This window comes from Sulfuritortus calidifontis (genome assembly GCF_003967275.1).
Classification (GTDB): Bacteria; Pseudomonadota; Gammaproteobacteria; order Burkholderiales; family Thiobacillaceae; genus Sulfuritortus; species Sulfuritortus calidifontis.
On the sequence record NZ_AP018721.1, the window covers coordinates 2,158,575 to 2,175,335 of the forward strand.

Annotated in this window: 13 protein-coding genes; 2 read left to right on the forward strand and 11 right to left on the reverse strand. The window is 64.9% G+C overall.

Going from position 1 to position 16,761, the window contains the following annotated elements; genetic code table 11:
- Positions 1 to 12: 12 nt before the first annotated feature.
- The gene (locus tag EL388_RS11025; RefSeq protein WP_126463443.1) at positions 13 to 2,349 is read right to left on the reverse strand and encodes an alpha-carboxysome scaffolding protein CsoS2; all 2,337 of its coding nucleotides are present in this window, start codon (positions 2,347 to 2,349) and stop codon (positions 13 to 15) included.
- Between the two features lie 225 nt (positions 2,350 to 2,574).
- Here EL388_RS11025 and EL388_RS11030 point away from each other — a divergent pair, with 225 nt between their 5' ends.
- A complete protein-coding gene (locus EL388_RS11030) occupies positions 2,575 to 3,549 on the forward strand; it encodes a LysR family transcriptional regulator (RefSeq protein WP_126463445.1) in 975 nt (324 codons plus the stop codon).
- Positions 3,550 to 3,582: 33 nt separating this feature from the next.
- Here EL388_RS11030 and EL388_RS11035 read toward each other — a convergent pair whose 3' ends face one another.
- The 7 genes from EL388_RS11035 to EL388_RS11065 form a co-directional block, all read right to left on the reverse strand.
- The gene (locus tag EL388_RS11035; RefSeq protein ID WP_172599398.1) at positions 3,583 to 4,143 is read right to left on the reverse strand and encodes a YqhA family protein; all 561 of its coding nucleotides are present in this window, start codon (positions 4,141 to 4,143) and stop codon (positions 3,583 to 3,585) included.
- Between the two features lie 11 nt (positions 4,144 to 4,154).
- On the reverse strand, positions 4,155 to 4,451 hold the full coding sequence (locus tag EL388_RS11040; RefSeq protein WP_126463446.1) for a hypothetical protein: 297 nt from the start codon (positions 4,449 to 4,451) through the stop codon (positions 4,155 to 4,157).
- Between the two features lie 462 nt (positions 4,452 to 4,913).
- Positions 4,914 to 7,271: a nitric oxide reductase activation protein NorD gene (locus EL388_RS11045; protein ID WP_126463448.1), complete on the reverse strand. Its 2,358-nt coding sequence runs from the start codon at positions 7,269 to 7,271 to the stop codon at positions 4,914 to 4,916.
- Between the two features lie 28 nt (positions 7,272 to 7,299).
- On the reverse strand, positions 7,300 to 7,860 hold the full coding sequence (locus tag EL388_RS11050; protein WP_126463449.1) for an LbetaH domain-containing protein: 561 nt from the start codon (positions 7,858 to 7,860) through the stop codon (positions 7,300 to 7,302).
- A gap of 11 nt (positions 7,861 to 7,871) precedes the next feature.
- On the reverse strand, positions 7,872 to 8,675 hold the full coding sequence (locus tag EL388_RS11055; RefSeq protein WP_126463451.1) for a CbbQ/NirQ/NorQ/GpvN family protein: 804 nt from the start codon (positions 8,673 to 8,675) through the stop codon (positions 7,872 to 7,874).
- Between the two features lie 126 nt (positions 8,676 to 8,801).
- Positions 8,802 to 9,158, reverse strand: a complete 357-nt coding sequence (locus tag EL388_RS11060) for a ribulose bisphosphate carboxylase small subunit (RefSeq protein WP_126463453.1) — start codon at positions 9,156 to 9,158, stop codon at positions 8,802 to 8,804.
- 95 nt (positions 9,159 to 9,253) lie between these two features.
- Positions 9,254 to 10,675 carry a form I ribulose bisphosphate carboxylase large subunit gene (locus EL388_RS11065; RefSeq protein ID WP_126463455.1) on the reverse strand — a complete coding sequence of 474 codons (1,422 nt, stop codon included), beginning with the start codon at positions 10,673 to 10,675 and terminating at the stop codon, positions 9,254 to 9,256.
- A 143-nt stretch (positions 10,676 to 10,818) separates the two neighbouring features.
- Here EL388_RS11065 and EL388_RS11070 point away from each other — a divergent pair, with 143 nt between their 5' ends.
- Positions 10,819 to 11,793: a LysR family transcriptional regulator gene (locus EL388_RS11070; RefSeq protein WP_126463457.1), complete on the forward strand. Its 975-nt coding sequence runs from the start codon at positions 10,819 to 10,821 to the stop codon at positions 11,791 to 11,793.
- A 71-nt stretch (positions 11,794 to 11,864) separates the two neighbouring features.
- On the opposite strand, the gene EL388_RS11075 is transcribed toward EL388_RS11070, so the two are convergent.
- The 3 genes from EL388_RS11075 to EL388_RS11085 all read right to left on the reverse strand — a co-directional run bounded on the left by EL388_RS11075 (position 11,865) and on the right by EL388_RS11085 (position 16,635).
- Positions 11,865 to 14,150, reverse strand: a complete 2,286-nt coding sequence (locus EL388_RS11075; protein ID WP_165919128.1) for a nitric oxide reductase activation protein NorD — start codon at positions 14,148 to 14,150, stop codon at positions 11,865 to 11,867.
- Between the two features lie 140 nt (positions 14,151 to 14,290).
- The gene (locus EL388_RS11080) at positions 14,291 to 15,094 is read right to left on the reverse strand and encodes a CbbQ/NirQ/NorQ/GpvN family protein (protein ID WP_126463459.1); all 804 of its coding nucleotides are present in this window, start codon (positions 15,092 to 15,094) and stop codon (positions 14,291 to 14,293) included.
- Between the two features lie 161 nt (positions 15,095 to 15,255).
- Positions 15,256 to 16,635, reverse strand: coding sequence for a ribulose-bisphosphate carboxylase (locus EL388_RS11085; protein ID WP_126463461.1), 1,380 nt, complete (start codon positions 16,633 to 16,635; stop codon positions 15,256 to 15,258).
- Positions 16,636 to 16,761: the final 126 nt, after the last annotated feature.

Consider the following 16,761-nt stretch of genomic DNA (forward strand, 5'->3'; position numbering starts at 1 on the left):
GCAGCCCCTCGCTCAGCCCCGGGCACCGCCGGAGACGGTGATCAAGGCACCCTTGCCGGCATTGCCGCTGCTGCCCGTGACCCTGGCCAGCGGCACCTCGGGACGCTCGCGATCCTTGTTCGCCCATGCGCCGGCGCTCATGCTGCGCACCTCGCCGCGCAGGGTGAGGTTGCGCCCCTGGGCCCAGTGGCCCTCGGTGCCGGTCACCCGGCCGCTACGCGCCCAGTCGTCGCCGGTGATGCGGATGCCGTCCTCGCGTCCTTCGCCGGTGATGCGCTGGGCCGGCGCGGCCTCCTGCCGGGATGCCGGTGGCATGACTTCGATGCGGCCCATCTCGTCCCGGTAACGGAATTCCGGCGTGCCGGACACGAGGCCGGCGGCCATGTTGACCGGGCCGGTGATGCGGCCGGCGCTGCCATAGCCGCTGCCGGTGATGCGGCCGCGCGCCTCAGCCGCCGGCGAGCTGATGCTGAACGACTCGGGACGCGCTGCCGCCGGACGCATGGCCATGGCCATGGCACGGGCGCCCGGTGCCCGATAGCGCGGGGCCATGACAGTACGCGCCTCGGCAGCCGCTTGCCCGGCCTCATCGCAGCCACAGCCGCAGCCCTGCTCGATCTGCTCCTGCCCGACATAAGGCGTGCCGCTGATGGCCAGCCCGCTGCCGGGTTCGGCGCCGGTCACGCGCCCGGAACGGCCCAGCATCGCGCCCGACACGGCCAGGCCGTGCCCGGTCTGGCTGATGCCGACCTTGGCCGCGGCGGGTTGCGGGGTGCCCGGGCAGTACTCGCTGTACTGCTCCTGACCGTAATACTCGGTCCCGGTGACGGGCTGGCACCCCCCGTGCTCGTCACCGGTAAGCTTTGGGCCGCGCGCCATCGCCGTGCCGGTCAGGGCACGCCCGGCCAGCGTGTGCATGAGCGCCGCCTTTTCCGGCGCGCCGCCACACAGTGCCCCCTGGGCATACTGCGAGCCGGTCACACGCTGGCAGGAGCCGGGCTCGTTGCCGGTCACCTTCTCACTGCGGTCAACCAGGTTGCCGGTGATGCGCTGGCCACCCCGGCTCGCATCCTCGCCCACCTTGGCCGCGGCCGGCTCCGGCCGCGTGTGACAGATCGACTGGAACTGCTCGTTCGACAGGTATTCGGTACCGGAGATGCTGCGGCAGGCGCCGGCCTCGTCGCCGGTCACCTTGACCGAGCGCCCGACCTCGGTGCCCGAGACCGGCCGGCCGGCCAGGGTATGGGTCAGCGCGACCTTGCTCGGGCCGTTGATGGTCAGCCGCGACACGCCGGCGTCGGCGTATTGCGAACCGGTGATGGCACGCTTGGCGCCCGGCTCGTTGCCGGTCACCGGGCGCGGCCGGGCCTCGTCGCTGCCGGTGATGGCGATGCCCTTGCGCTCGGTGGCGCCGACGCCCGCCTTCTCCGGCCGGGATTGCAGGCGCTTGCCTTCGCAGAAGCTGGCGAAATCCTCGCTGCCCAGGTATTCGGTGCCGGTCACCGGCTTGCAGGTGCCGGCCTCGCCGCCGGTCACGCGGGACGAACGGCCCACCTCGGTGCCGCTGACCCACTGGCCGCGACTGGTCGCGCTCATGCCGACCTTGGCCGCGGCCGGGGCCGGCCGGCTGGCGCAGAAGGTCTCGAACTGCTCGCTGCCGATGTACTCGGTGCCGGTGATGGCGCGGCAACTGCCGGACTCGCTGCCGGTAACGCGCACGCTGCGCTCGACCTGGGTACCGGTCACGGCCTGACCGGACAGGGTGGTGCCGACCTCGACCTTGGCCGGCGCCTCGCCGGCCTGCGGCCGCACCCGGCCGCTGGGCCGGAGCGCCGGGGCATCGCCCCGCCCCTTCTGGCTCATCTCGATCCGGCGCTGGCGCGCCTTGTCGCGGCCGGACACCTCGCCAGCCTGTCGAGCCGAGGAACGGGCGCCGCTGGCAGCCGAACCGTTCTTGGCCGGCAATGCGGACTTGCCCTGGGTCGACAGCAAACGCCGGCGATCGCGGCAGAGCTGGCGCACGCTGCTGGCATCGTCGCCCAGCGCCGCCGGATTCTCCTCGACCACGGTGCACAAGGTCTCGATGATTTCCTCGGCGATCGGCGATTCGCCGCCTTCCGTCCCGGCGGCAGCCGCCATCATCGGCTCGGCACGGGGTTCCGGTGCCGGCTCGGCAGCCGGCACCGGCGTCGCGACCGCTGCCTGGGGCCGGGTCCGGCCGGGCTTGGCCAGCATGCCCAATCCCTTCTTGCCGCCTTGCGACAACATGGCCCGACGGGCGCGCGCGAGTTCGTTACCGCTGAGGCCGGCCAGGCTGGCCGCTCCCGTTGCTGCAGTCTGTTCAGGCATACGCTTCCTCTTGTTCCAACAATTTGTTCACCCGCCGGGCGCTGCCCGGCCCCTCTTCAGGCCCAGCCACGCACTGCGAAAACCGTGCCTCGGCTCTCGATTCGCTGCGTGCATGGCCGCTGACGCCTTGCGACATGTGTGCCGATGACGATTGCGAATATAGGGAGGAGAGGACCTGAACTACAGTTAATTGTTAAAATAGTTTTAATTAACCGGAGTTAATGAATGAGACTGCGCAATGTCACCCTGCACCAGCTGCGCCTGTTCCGCAGCCTGGGCACGCACTTGAGCTATACCCGCGTGGCGGAGGAGCTTCACCTGACCCAGCCGGCAGTCTCGATTCAGATCAAGCGACTGGAAGAAAGCGTGGGCATGCCGCTGGTCGAGCAGATGGGCAAGCGTCTGTTCCTGACCGAGGCCGGGCGCGAATTGTTCGAGGCCTGCTGCGATGTGCTGGAACGGCTGCGCGTCTTGAACGAAGACATGATCGGCATGGAGGCCGGCGTGAAAGGCCCGCTGAACCTGGCCGCGATCACCACCGCCAAATACTTCATGCCGCACCTGCTCGGCGTGTTTCTGCGCGACTACCCTGACGTGGAACCCAGGCTCACCATCACCAACCAGGCACGGGTATTGGAGCGCCTGGAGAACAACCTGGACGATCTGGTGATCATGGGCACCCTGCCCGAGAACGCCGGGCTCGAGGCGCAATACTTCCTCGACAACCCGCTGGTGGTGGTGGCCCCGCCGGACCATCCCCTGGTCGGCCAGAAGAACATCCCCCTGGCGCGCATCGCCGAAGAGCGCTTCCTCTCGCGCGAGCCGGGCTCGGGCACGCGCGCGGCCCGCAGCCGGCTATTCGCCGAGCACGGCCTGAGCGCCAACATCTACATGGAACTGGGCAGCAGCGAGGCGATCAAGCAGGCGGTCATGGCCGGCATGGGCATCTCCGTACTCTCCTTGCACAATCTGCGACTGGAGCTGGAATCCGGCTTGATCGCCGTCTTGGATGTCGAACATTTCCCGCTGGTCCGGCAATGGTATGCCGTGCACCTGAAGGGCAAGAAGCTGTCCAACACCGCGCGCCGGTTCCTGGATTTCCTGCTGCAGGACGGCGCGCGCTACTGGCGCGAAGTGCAGCCGCACCTGCCGACGGCACCGGCCAGGCGCGGCAACAGAAAGAAGACCGCAGGAGGATGATGCTGGCGGCACCCCTCGAGGGGCGCCGCCAGGTCAATGCGGCGGGGCCTCTTCGGCCTCTTTGCCGTGGGATTCGGACTTGTGCGTGAGGTAGAGGGCCAGGCCGACCAGGGCGATGCCGCCGCCCAGATAGAGCAGGTCCAGCGTGGTGTCGAGGTGCATCTTCAGCGCCTCCTCGAACAGGGTGACGATCAGGATCATCAGGATCACCTTGGCCAGGCGGGCCTTCAGGTCGTCCAGGCTCTCGATCACCAGGATCTTGCTCGAAGTCTTGCTGCCGCGCGCCTCGTCGATGTCGCTGACGAACAGCTCGTACATGCCCAAGGCGAAGATCAGCATGAAGGTGGCCAGCAGGTAGCCGTCCACCACCTCGACCACGTGGGTGATGGTCTCGTCGTGGACGGCCTTGCGGGCATCGGCGGTCAAGCTCGGATCGGCGTAATGCAGCATGTGACCGACCAGGTAGACCACGTCGACCGTGGCCATGTAGAAGATGGCCGTGGCCGCCGCCATGCTCGCCACCACGGCGACGACCACGACGAAGCGGCCGCTCCACAGGGTCTTTTCGAAGAACCGCTCAAACAGTTGCAACATGGCCACCTCCGTCAGTCGTCTTCGCCCAATTCCGGATTCCAGCCCTTGACCCGTGCTATTGCCATTGCCTTCTCGTACAACTCCTTATGGCGCTGACGCAGGTCGTCGGGCAGGCGGCTGGGCAGGCTGCCGTACTTGTCCCACTCCTTCTCCACCCGGTCCATCAGGGCCTGCATGCGGCCCATGTCCCAGCCGGTGCAGTCCTCGGTCTCCGGCAGAAAGCCGAACAGCCAGGCATCCAGCACGATGCGGCCCAATTGGGTCATGCCGTGCTTGTCGTTGTTGAAGCCAACGTAACTCTTGTCCATGATCGACTCGTTTTGTCCTTGATGGGTCTTTCACCGGCGCGGGCGGGATTCCCCGTCCGCGCCAGGGCCGACATTAGACCACAGGATGCGCGGTCAGGGGATCAGCCCGGCATAGGGGCAAGCCGGCTTTGGGCTGCGGCCGCTTCGCTTAATTGATCCGAAACAAATGTATTTGACCCTTTCCCACCGGGATACCGAAGGATGGAGGCTTATCGGAGGACAGGGTGAGAAAGAGGGCGCCCGACAGGGCGCCCATTCCCTCACCCGGCTTCGCCACCCTCTCCCGTTGGGAGAGGGTAAATCAAGTAGCACTATGGGTCCCGTGCATCAGCGGGTTAAACCTGCGTAGAGGAGCAGGGGCTTTTGGCTGCGGCCGCTTCGCTTAACATCGGCATGGCCGATGTTAGCCTGCGCCGAAAACTGCCGCCCTTCGTCCTGGCCACCACCTACCATACTCATGCGTTAGCGGGTCAAGCCGGCATAGAGGAGCGGCAGTTTTTCCGGCAGACGCTCGACGTGGTCGACCACCATGTAGTTCTTCTGACCGAAGATGCGGCTGACGTAGTTGTCGGCGCGCGGGTCCAGGCTCATGCAGTAGGTGGTCACGCCGTGCTTGGCCACCTCCTCCACCGCCTTCTTGGTGTCGTAGCGCAGATATTGCGGGTCGCGCACGTCGATGTCGGCCGGCTCGCCGTCGGTGATGACGATGAGCAGCTTCTTGGCCGAACGCTGCAATTTCAGGTAATGGCCGGCGTGGCGGATGGCCGCGCCCATGCGGGTGGAGAGCTGGCCGGTCATGCCGGCGAGCTTGGCCTTGGGCGCCTCGTCCCAGTGCTGGTCGAAGTCCTTGAACCGGTAGTACTCGACGTTGTGCCGGCCGTCGGAGCAGAAACCGTGGATGGCGAAAGGATCGCCCACCTTGGCGATGGCGTCCGACAGCAGCACGCAGGCGCGCCGGGTCAGGTCGAGCACCGAGTAGTCCTGGCCCTGCACCATCTCGTTGGTCGACTCGGACAGGTCAAGCAGAACCAGGATGGAGAAGTCGCGGGTCTTGCGCACCGAGCGCATCATGATCCGCGGATCCGGCTGGTTGCCCAGACGGATATCGGTGAAGCTGGCGATCGCCGCATTGATGTCGATCTCGTCGCCGTCCTCCAGCTTGCGGATGCGCTGCACGCCCTGCGGCTGCATGGCGTCGAGCAGGAACTTCATGCGATGGATCTCGCGCTTGTACTGGGCGGCGATGTCGTTGATCAGCTGCAGATCGCCGGACTTGCCCCGCTTCTCCAGCACCGTGGCCCAGGCCGGACGCTCGAGCTGAATCTGGTAGTCCCACTCCGAGTAGTGGAAGGGATCGGATATGGGCTCCTTGCCCTCCAGCTCATTGAACGACTTGCCGCCGCTCTCGTCGCCGATGTTCTCGTAGGGGAACAACTCGGTACCCAGCACCCAGATCTCCTGGGCGTCGTCGCCGGCGGTCTCGACGTCGATCTCGTTCGCCATCTCCATCACGTTGACGTACTTGCGCACCTGCTTGACCGACTCGTAGCCGGCGCTGGCCGCCTTCTCGAAATCGAATTCCTCGAAGGCCCAGAAATAGCGATTGTCGTCTCGGTAGGGCGCGGTGAGCAGATCGGTGCGCGGATTGAAGGCGATCCGCTTCTCGGTCAGGCTGTGTGCCAGCTGCACGCCGATCTCCCAGGAGGTGGCGTTGCTGTCCAGCCTGTCCTGGGCGGCGGCGAACAAGGCGCGGCCCTCATTGACCCAGGGATCGTCGTCGACATAGGTCTCGTCCAGCAGGGCGCGGGCCAGGCGGTTGAGGTAGTCGCCGACCGTGGCGTTCATCGCCGGCGTCGCCGTGTGCAGGCGGCTCCACAACTGCTTGAGGCCGGGGAAGCGGCGGATCGACAGGGTCTCGACCCGGGCGTCCTCGATCACCGAGATCACCGCCATCTGCATCGGATTCAGCGCCTCGGCCGAAATCGGCGTCTTGGTCTCGACCACGTGCGCAGCACAATGGGCGGCAGTGGCGCGATACAGCTCCAGGCCGGACACCGGCTCCTGGCCCTCGATCTTGAAATCGTCGTAGGCATCGGGCAGGTGCAGCAGGTAGTCCTCGATATAGGGCCGGTAACCCTCGCGCGACTCGAAGTCGCCCGAGGTCGGCCGCATGAAGAAGTCGCGCGCCCACAATGCGCGCAGGTACATGTTGATCCGGCGCTGGACGTCGACCAGCAGGGTGCCCTTGCGCTCCTTCTGCAGCATGGCCAGAGACTCCTTGGTCTCCAGGCCGAAATACTTGATCTGCTCCTCGTAGTTGGTGCGGTGGGCATGGGCGCCCCACAGCGCCCAGCGGCGCAGGCCGCCCAGGGTCAGGTTCTGGAACAGCACCTCCAGCTTGTCCAGCATCGGCCGCACGCCGCGCGGCGCCTGGGCGATCAGGGTGTTGATGAACTGCAGGTAATTGAGGAAGAGCTGGCCGTCGCCCAGGCGATTGGCCGCGGTCGGCGCCGTGGCCAGCAGCAGCTCGATCACCGCGCCCGAGGTCTTGGAGGCCAGCATCAGCGCCGAGGTGGCCAGGTCGGCCACCACGTCCTCGCCCACCTCCTTGGCCACCTGGGGCGCTTCCTCGATCCAGGTCTCGACCAGGGAATCGCCGCGGCCCAGGCCGCGGATGGCCGACACGCCCTTCAGATAGTTGTCCAGGCCGCGCGGGCTGAACACCTTGGTCGCCTCGTGCCAGTTGGCGTCCAGCGCAGCCCGGCTGTGTTCGGACAGGTCTTCCAGCAGTTCGGCGTAGTCGTCTAGATTGATGGACATCTCACTCTATCCTTTTGCGAGGCGTGCCCTAGAACTCGTTGTGCAGCTTCTTGTAGCCCTGCACCAGCGAGATGTTGGTCCGGGCCACGTCCTCGGAAAAACTGGAGAAATCGGGCGTCACCTGCTCGATGCCGCTCAGGTCGGTGTCGGAGTGGATGGTCGTGGTCGACGGGATATGGAACTTGGCCGGCACATGGCAGCCCTCCACCACCGAGTTGTGGCGGATCACCGCATCGTCGCCCACGACGCAATTGAACAGCACCGAGTTGAAGCCGACGAAGACCCGGTTACCCACCTCGCAGGGGCCATGGATGATCGAGCGATGGGCAATCGAGGTGTATTCGCCGATCACCACCTTGCCGCCCGACTTGGAATGGATCACCACGCCGTCCTGGATGTTGGAGTTGGCGCCGATCACGATCGGCTCCAGCGTGCCGTCGGCCTTGGTCTCGTCGGCGCGGATCACGGCATAGGGGCCGATGAAGACGTTGGGGCCGACGATCACCTTGCCGCAGACGATGGCGGTGAAATCGACATAGGCCGATTCGTCGATCTGCGGCAGGTCGCCGTTGGGGTTCTTGCGGATCATCCTGCGCCCGCTCAGAAGAAGGTGGTCACGGCGGCATCCAGGGCGTCGCGCATGTCCGGGTCGTCGGTGATCGGACGGACCAGGGCGACGCGGCAGGCGGCCTTGGCATCGACGCCCTTGGCGATCAGGCTGCCGGCGTAGATCAGCATCCGGGTCGACAGGCCCTCGTCCAGGCCGTGGCCCTTGAGGTTGCGCGAACGCTCGGCGATCGACACCAGCTTGCCGGCCACCTCGGCCGGGATGCCCGCCTCGTGGGCGACGATCTCGGTCTCGATGCCGTGCTCGGGATAGGTGAAGTCGAGGCCGCCGAAGCGCTGCTTGGTCGACTGCTTGAGGTCCTTCATCAGCGACTGATAGCCGGGGTTGTAGGAGATGACGATTTGGAAATCCGGGTGGGCGTGCACCAGCTCGCCCTTCTTCTCCAGCGGCAGCACCCGGCGGTTGTCGGTCAGCGGGTGGATGACCACGGTGGTGTCCTGCCGGGCCTCGACCACCTCGTCGAGGTAAACGATGGCGCCGTGGCGGGCGCCGATGGCCAGGGGACCGTCCTGCCACTGGGTGCCGGAGGCCGAAAGCAGGAAGCGGCCGACCAGGTCGCTCGCGGTCATGTCCTCGTTACAGGCCACGGTGATCAGCGGCTTGTTCAGCTTGTGCGCCATGTATTCGACGAAGCGGGTCTTGCCGCAGCCGGTGGGCCCCTTGAGCATCATGGGCATGCGCACGGAGTAGGCGGCCTCGAACAGTTCCACCTCGTCGGCGACGGGACGGTAATAGGGCTCTTGGGTGATGCGGTACTGATCGATGATGTTGCTCATGTCTTGTCCTCTTGCAGGTCTTATTCGTCCGCCAAGCGTATGTAGCCTTACGCTTGGCGGGCAAACAAAAACCCCCGTGCCTCGCGGCGACGGGGGCTTTTTTAGGGTTTTACCCGTGCCGCGTAATTAAACGGTCTTGCCGCGGTAGATCACCATGGCAGCGCCCTGGCTCTGGGCGAAGTTGTCATAACCGACCAGGCGAACGTGGTTGTTCGGGTTGGCCTTGTGACAGGCCTCGGCCTCGGCCAGGATGCGATCGATGTCGGTCTCGCCGAACATCGGCAGCTTCCACATGTACCAGTAGGAGTCCATCAGGTGCTCGGGCTCGGTGTGCTCGATGGCCGGGTTCCAGCCCTTCTTCACCAGGTACTCCACCTGCTTGCGGATGTCCTCGGCCTTCATGGCGGGCAGGTAGGAGAAGGTCTCGAACTTGCGGCTGGCGGGATCGCTCAGGCGGCTTTTGTAATCCATCACATCAGACATTTTGTTTCCTTTCAGGAAAGTGCTCAGTTGGCAGTTGGCAGTTGGCAGAAGAACCCCGTTCTTGCTGCCAACCGGCTTCTGATGACTGCCGACTCTTATTTGTGGGCGACGTCCAGCTTGTCCACGGTGTCGAATTCGAACTTGATCTCTTTCCAGGTTTCCATGGCGATCTTCAGTTCGGGGCTGTGCTTGGCGGCCTCGGTCAGGACGGCCTTGCCTTCCTTCTCGATGGCGACGCCCTTGTTGCGGGCTTCCACACAGGCTTCCAGCGCGACGCGGTTGGCGGCGGCGCCGGCGGCGTTGCCCCAGGGGTGACCCAGGGTGCCGCCACCGAACTGCAGCACGGAGTCGTCACCGAAGATGGTGACCAGGGCGGGCATGTGCCACACGTGGATGCCGCCGGAGGCGACAGGCATCACGCCGGGCATGGAGCCCCAGTCCTGGTCGAAGAAGATGCCGCGCGAACGGTCTTCCGGCACGAAGGATTCGCGCATCATGTCGATCCAGCCCAGGGTGGCTTCGCGGTCGCCTTCCAGCTTGCCGACGACGGTGCCGGAGTGCAGGTGGTCACCACCGGACAGACGCAGGATCTTGGTCAGCACGCGGAAGTGGATGCCGTGGTGCGGGTTGCGGTCCAGCACGGCGTGCATGGCGCGGTGGATGTGCAGCAGCATGCCGTTGTCGCGACACCAGTTGGCCAGGCCGGTGTTGGCGGTAAAGCCGCCGGTGATGTAGTCGTGCATGATGATGGGCGCGCCGATTTCCTTGGCGTACTCGGCACGCTTGTACATCTCTTCCGGGGTCGGGGCGGTCACGTTCAGGTAGTGGCCCTTGCGCTCGCCGGTCTCACGCTCGGCCTTCTCGATGGCTTCCATGACGAAGTCGAAGCGCTGGCGCCAACGCATGAACGGCTGGCTGTTGACGTTCTCGTCGTCCTTGGTGAAGTCCAGACCGCCGCGCAGGCACTCGTAAACGGCGCGGCCGTAGTTCTTGGCGGACAGGCCCAGCTTGGGCTTGATGGTGCAGCCCAGCAGCGGACGACCGTACTTGTTCATGATGTCGCGCTCGACCTGGATGCCGTGCGGCGGGCCGCCGCAGGTCTTCACGTAGGCGATCGGGAAGCGCACGTCTTCCAGGCGCAGGGCGCGCACGGCCTTGAAGCCGAACACGTTGCCGACCAGCGAGGTGAACACGTTGACGACGGAACCCTCTTCGAACAGGTCGATCGGGTAGGCGATGAAGGCGTAGAAGCAGGTGTCGTCACCAGGCACGTCTTCGATCTTGTAGGCACGGCCCTTGTAGTAGTCGAGGTCGGTCAAGAGGTCGGTCCAGACGGTGGTCCAGGTACCGGTGGAAGACTCGGCGGCCACGGCGGCGGCTGCTTCCTCGCGGTCCACGCCCGGCTGGGGGGTGATCTTGAACACCGCCAGGATATCGGTATCCAGGGGGGTGTATTCGGGCATCCAGTAGGTCTGGCGATACTCTTTCACGCCAGCGTTGTAAGTCTTAACAGCCATCTCAATCTCCTTAGCAAGGATTCGTCAAACCTCTAAAGCCGGGGTGGCCAATCCGAGGTGGGCGAATCTTGCCGCCGGGAGATCATAAATAACAGTCACTTTTTTCTATAACGATCATAGATAAATATCTATAATTCGTTTTCATGCGCCACCATACCACCTTTCGCCAGCTCGAGATCTTCGAGGCCATCGCCCGCCTGGGCAGCTTCACCCGCGCCAGCGAGGAACTGCACCTGACCCAGCCCACCATCTCCATGCAGATGAAGAAGCTGACCGACATCGTCGGCACCCCGCTGCTGGAGATGGTGGGCAAGAAGGTGCAGCTCACCGACGCCGGCCGCGAACTGGCCCAGGCCAGCCGCGAGATCTTCGGCACCCTCGACCGCTTCACCATGTCGGTGGCCGAACGCCAGGGCCTGAAGAAGGGTCGGTTGAAACTGATGGCCATCACCACCGCCTCGTATTTCGTGCCCCGTCTGCTCGGCGAATTCGCCCAAAGCTATCCCGGCATCGAGGTTTCATTGAAGGTGACCAACCGCGAACAGGTGCTGGCCAGCATGGCCGACAACCTGGACGACCTTTACATCCTCGGCCAGCCACCGGAAGAGATCAACGTGGTCGCCCAGCCCTTCATGGACAACCCCCTGATCGTGCTCGCCGCGCCCAGCCACCCCCTGGCCGGCAAAAAGCACATCCCGCTCGAGCGACTGGCCAAGGAACCCTGGCTCATGCGCGAGCCCGGCTCCGGCACCCGCAAGGCCATCGAGCGCCTGTTCACCGAACACAACCTGGAAATCCGGCCGCGTCTGGAACTGGGCAGTAACGAGGCGATCAAGCAGGCCATCCTGGCCGGCCTGGGCATCTCGGCCCTGTCCAGCCATGCCCTCGCCCTGCAGCAGACCGACCACTTTGCCGTGCTCGACGCCGAGGGTTTTCCCATCCAGCGCCACTGGTACGCGGTCTATCCGGCCAGCCGCCAGCCCTCGGTCGTGGCCCGGGCCTTCATCGACTTTCTGATGCAGCCCTCGCACGATCTGGGCTTCGCTCCCACAGCCGCACTGACCGCCGGACGCGGAAAGAAAGGTACGGCAACACCGCGCCGCCAGGACGCCCGATAGCCGACCGGCCGCTGCGCTTGACCTGCGCCCATGCGGGTTAGCCTGCACTGAGAAGCTGCCATTTATGATGCTTACTTGGTAAGCGCCATAAAGAGCTCTGGCAGTTTCTCCGGCAAGCGCTGGATGTTGTCCACAACCGTGTACTGCCGGCCGAAGATCTCGCCGACATACTCGTCCGCCTTGGGATCGAGGTTGATGCAGTAGCTGAAGATACCCTTCTGGTCCAGCTCGCGCACGGCACGGCGGGCGTCTTCGATCAGCAGCTTTTCGTCCTGGACGTCGACGTCGGCGGGCTGCCCGTCGGTGAGGATGAGCAGGAGCTTCTTGTCGGCCGGGCGCGCTTCCAGGTAGTGGGCGGCGTGACGCATGGCGGCGCCCATGCGGGTGGACCAGCCGGCCTCCATGGCGGCCAGGCGCGCCTTCACCTCGTCGGTGAAACCTTCCGAGTAGCCCTTGATGTGCAAAAAGCGCACGTCGTGCCGGGTGTTGGAGTAAAAGCCCGATATGGCGAAGGGGTCGCCCAGGCGCTCGATGGCCCAGGCCAGGAGCGACACCGCCTCTTGGCTCAATTCCAGGATGGTCTGCTCGGAGCCGGCCACCTTTTCGTTGAGCGATTCCGACAGGTCGAGCACCAGGCTGACGGCGATGTTGCGGCCGCTGGTCTTGTGGCTCATGTTGATGCGCGGGTCGGGCGTGGCACCACCCTTGAAGTCGATGAGCGAGCGGATGGCCACATCCAGATCCAGTTCGCTGCCTTCTTCCTGGTAGCGAATGCGCACCTTGTCCTGCGGCTTGAGCAGGTCGAGGATGCGCTTGAGGCGCTTGGCCAGGGCATCGTTCTTTTGCAGCAGCCGATCGATCTCGGCGGCGTTGCCCTTGGGATGCAGGTGCTCGTACAGGCTCACCCAGTCCGGCCGGTAGGTCTGGCTGTGGTAGTCCCACTCCGGATAGTGGCGCGGCGGCAGCGACTGCACCTCGGCCTCTTTCTTTTGCTTCTTGTCCGGGTCGTCGAAGTAGTCCTCGTCGTCGCTGTCTTCGATGTATTGCCACAAATGGCGGTTGTCGTCGCGGTAGTCGATGACGGTGTCATCGAAGTAGACCTTGGCGAATTGGTCGCTCTGGCGGCGGGTGCGGGCGGAGAAGGCCAGGGCCAGATCGGCGATTTCGCGGGTGCTGGATTCGCGCCGCTCTGATGCACTGGGCGCCATGATCTCGTGAAAGCGCGCCACGAACTCGAGGATGGCCGGGTTGCGGTAGCCGTGGTTTTCATCCAGCAGCGCGCGCGAGAGCAGGGTCAGGCGGTGGCGCAGGCAGGACATGGTCTCCGGGTCGCAGGCGTCTTCACGCGGCTGCGGGTGCAAGGCGAGGAAGATGCTTTTCAGGCCGGGGTATTCGCGGCAGAGCAGGGTCTCGATGCGGCAGTCCTCGAAGAACTCCACGCACATGCGCTGCAGCGGACTGTAGTTGTCGGCAATGATTTGCGTGGTCCAGCGGCGGTGGCCGACCATGTGCGCGAGCACGGCGCGGTAGCGGTCGATACCCTGCACGCCTTCGCGGCTGTCGAACACGTCCGGCACCCGCATGCCCAGCTTGTCGTAATAGGGCATGGGCTTGCGCAGCTCGTCGAAGGCGGTGGAATACGGCACCAATTGCGCGGCCTCCTGCCACAGCCCGCGCAGGTACAGATCCAGCTTGCGCTCGACATCGGCGAACAGCACGCCGTGGCGCTCGCGCTGCATCACGGCGCGGCTGTCGGCGGACTTCAGCGCGAAGTACTCGGCCTGACGCTCGGGGTGGTTGCGATAGTTGCGAATGCCGTATTCCACCCAGTTGCGCACGCCTGCCATCGACAGCTGCGAGAACAGGAACGGCGCCTGCCGGTAGAACTCGGGCAGGCCGGGGCTGGGGAAGGTGGTGTGGTGGCCGTGGATGGAGCCGGTGGTGCGGGCCATCAGGTCGAGGGCGATGTCGAGGTAGTGTTGCAGCTGCTCCAGCGAATGCAGCCGGCGCGCCACCGGAGCCAGGGTCTGGATGAAGGGGGCGATGGCCTTGCCGTTGGGCGACTTGTGCATGGCGTGGACGGCCTGCATCACCGGCACCAGCGCCTCTTCGCCCAGGGCCTTGGCCACCGAGGGCCACTCTTCGAGGAAGGCGAGAATGGGCTCGTCACCGCGGCCCATGCGGCCGAGGAAACTGGCCGCATCGAGATAGGCCGACAGGCCCTCGCGCGAGAGCGCCGCCAGGGCCTCGGCCATGGTGTCCTCGAACACCTCCTTCACCCGCGGGAAGCCGCTGTTGAGCTGCTTCCAGTAGGTGGCCATCAGGGGATGCTGGTATTCGGTTTCGGCTTCACTCATGTGAAACTCCTAAACCATGGAGGTCGCGCAGAAATCGTGGCGGGCAGCCCGAGTTCGTTTCGAGAAGCGCAGCCGTGCAAGTGGCAGGTCGAGCATCGCAGGAACGACATCGGGCTGCGCAGTAGATTTATGCATGGCCTCTAGACGAAGGTGGCATCGATGGCGTGGTCCAGCGTTTCGCGGATGTCGGCGTCGTCGGTGATCGGCCGCACCAGGGCCATGTAGCAGGCCTCGCGCGGCTCGACGCCGTCCTTGATCAGGGTGGCGGCGTAGACCAGCAGGCGGGTCGAGATGCCCTCGTCCAGGCCGTGGCCCTTGAGGTTGCGCGCGGTCTGGCCGATCTTGACCAACTTGGCCGCGACGGCCGGATCGAGGCCGGTTTCCTTGGCCAGGATGGTGGTCTCCAGCTCGGCCTCGGGGTAGTCGAAGTCGAAGGCGGTGAAGCGCTGCTTGGTCGACTGCTTGAGGTCCTTCATCAGGCTCTGGTAGCCGGGGTTGTAGGAGATGACCAGCTGGAAATCGGGGTGGGCTGTGACCAGCTCGCCTTTCTTGTCCAGCGGCAGGGTGCGACGGTGGTCGGTCAACGGGTGGATGACCACGGTGGTGTCCTGCCGGGCCTCGACGATTTCATCCAGGTAGCAGATGGCGCCGATGCGCGCGGCGGTGGTGAGCGGGCCGTCCAGCCAGCGGGTGCCGTTGGCTTCGAGCAGGTAGCGGCCGACCAGGTCGGAGGCGGTCATGTCCTCGTTGCAGGCCACGGTGATCAGTGGCTTGTTCAGCTTCCAGGCCATGTATTCGACGAAACGCGACTTGCCGCAGCCGGTGGGGCCCTTGACCATGACCGGCAAGCGGTTGCGGTAGGCGGCCTCGTAGAGCTGCACTTCCTTGCCCTGGGCCTGGTAGTAGGGTTCCTGGTGAACCTTGTATTGCTCCTTGTCCGTCATGGTGTGCTCTCCTGAACGAATCCGCATTCAGGGACAGCCAGTGGGCCGTCCCTGAATACGGACGAAATATCCATATCGGCATCGGGGGTTCCGCCCCCGGAAGAAAAAACGCCCCCAGCATGCCGGGGGCGTTTCTCGCGTTAGCGCAAGCCGTCGTCCGATTACTTGTGCACGCCCAGCTTCTCGCGCCAGCCGGGGAACAGCTTGTCGGCGTCGTTCGGGAACGACTCGAAGGCACGGGCGAATTCCTTGTGCTCCTTGGCCCACTGGATCGGGTCGGCACCGGCCTTCCAGCACTCGTAGGCCTGGCGCAGCGACTTGGCACCGGCGGCCGGGGAGTCGATGTGGCCGTAGGAGCCGCCGCCGGCGGTGTTGATCACGTTGCCATGTCCCAGGTTCTCGAAGAAACCAGGCAGGCGCAGCGCGTTCATGCCGCCGGAGATGATCGGCGTGGTCGGCTTCATGCCATACCACTTCTGGTAGTAGGCCGGACCCTGGTACTCGTCGCGCTCGATGATGTAAGCGATGGCGCGGTCGTCCTTGTCGCCTTCCATCTTGCCGTAGCCCATGGTGCCGACGTGGATGCCGGAGGCGCCCTGCAGACGGGACATCTTGGCCAGCACGTAGGCGGTGTAGCCGCGCTTGGAACTGGGCGAGGTCACGGCGCCGTGGCCGGCGCGATGGTAATGCAGGTACTGGCGGGAGAAGTAACGGCGGGCGGTAGTGACCATACCGGGGCCACCGACGTAGCCGTCGACCAGGAAGGCGACCTTGTCGGCGTCGGGGCCGAAGGTCTCCAGGATGTACTCGCCGCGGGCGATCATCTCGGCGTGGTCATCGGCGGTGATATTGGCGGAGAAGATCTTCGCCTCGCCGGTCTCGTCCATGGCGCGCTTCATGGCGTCATAGACCAGGGGCATGACCTTCTTCATCGGGGCGAACACCTGATTGCCCTGGGGCTCGTCGTTCTTGATGAAGTCGCCACCCAGCCAGAATTGGTAGGCGGCCTGGGCGAAGGGCTCCGGGCGCAGGCCGAGCTTGGGCTTGATGATGGTGCCGGCGATGTAACCGCCGTCGACCACCGGGCGGCCCAGGATGCGCCACAGGTTGCTGATGTCCACGGCGGGGCCGTCGAACAGCTCGATGGCACGGCGCGGCATGTAGAAATCGTACATCTTGGCGTACTCGATGTCGCCCATGCCCTGGTTGTTGCCGATGGTCAGGGTCAGGAAGGAGACGATCATCATGCGGCCGTCGATCACGTTGCGGTCGAACAGGTCGATCGGGTAGGCGATGCGCATCTCTTCGGTGGCTTCGTCGATGTGGTAGACCAGCGCGTCCACGCCCTTGGTGAACTCGTCGGTGGTGCAGACCTCGACGTTGGTGCCGGTGGAGGACTCAGCGGCGAAGTGGGCCGCGGCCTCGAGATAACCGTAGCCGGCCTTCGGCTTCATCTTGTAGGCGCAGAGAATGTGTTTGCCGCCGGCGATCAGGTCCTCTTCTTTCAGGGACAGGTCGGCGTAGCGTGCGGATTGATCCATGGATATGCTCCTAATGAGATACGAATAAGCTAAATAAGTCAGCCCTGCGACCGGAAAACCCGGCCCCAATCAGGTCTGAATAACCCTTGCTAAGGCAGGGCGAACTATACGCCCGGCCACCCATAA

What these genes read in the sequence shown, in the direction of transcription:
- EL388_RS11030 (WP_126463445.1), top strand. Translation starts at nt 2,575, where the DNA reads ATGAGACTGCGCAATGTCACCCTGCACCAGCTGCGCCTGTTCCGCAGC.
- EL388_RS11065 (WP_126463455.1), bottom strand. Translation starts at nt 10,675, where the DNA reads ATGGCTGTTAAGACTTACAACGCTGGCGTGAAAGAGTATCGCCAGACC.
- EL388_RS11045 (WP_126463448.1), bottom strand. Translation starts at nt 7,271, where the DNA reads ATGTCCATCAATCTAGACGACTACGCCGAACTGCTGGAAGACCTGTCC.
- EL388_RS11080 (WP_126463459.1), bottom strand. Translation starts at nt 15,094, where the DNA reads ATGACGGACAAGGAGCAATACAAGGTTCACCAGGAACCCTACTACCAG.
- EL388_RS11070 (WP_126463457.1), top strand. Translation starts at nt 10,819, where the DNA reads ATGCGCCACCATACCACCTTTCGCCAGCTCGAGATCTTCGAGGCCATC.
- EL388_RS11060 (WP_126463453.1), bottom strand. Translation starts at nt 9,158, where the DNA reads ATGTCTGATGTGATGGATTACAAAAGCCGCCTGAGCGATCCCGCCAGC.
- EL388_RS11035 (WP_172599398.1), bottom strand. Translation starts at nt 4,143, where the DNA reads ATGTTGCAACTGTTTGAGCGGTTCTTCGAAAAGACCCTGTGGAGCGGC.
- EL388_RS11025 (WP_126463443.1), bottom strand. Translation starts at nt 2,349, where the DNA reads ATGCCTGAACAGACTGCAGCAACGGGAGCGGCCAGCCTGGCCGGCCTC.
- EL388_RS11075 (WP_165919128.1), bottom strand. Translation starts at nt 14,150, where the DNA reads ATGAGTGAAGCCGAAACCGAATACCAGCATCCCCTGATGGCCACCTAC.
- EL388_RS11050 (WP_126463449.1), bottom strand. Translation starts at nt 7,860, where the DNA reads ATGATCCGCAAGAACCCCAACGGCGACCTGCCGCAGATCGACGAATCG.
- EL388_RS11055 (WP_126463451.1), bottom strand. Translation starts at nt 8,675, where the DNA reads ATGAGCAACATCATCGATCAGTACCGCATCACCCAAGAGCCCTATTAC.
- EL388_RS11040 (WP_126463446.1), bottom strand. Translation starts at nt 4,451, where the DNA reads ATGGACAAGAGTTACGTTGGCTTCAACAACGACAAGCACGGCATGACC.
- EL388_RS11085 (WP_126463461.1), bottom strand. Translation starts at nt 16,635, where the DNA reads ATGGATCAATCCGCACGCTACGCCGACCTGTCCCTGAAAGAAGAGGAC.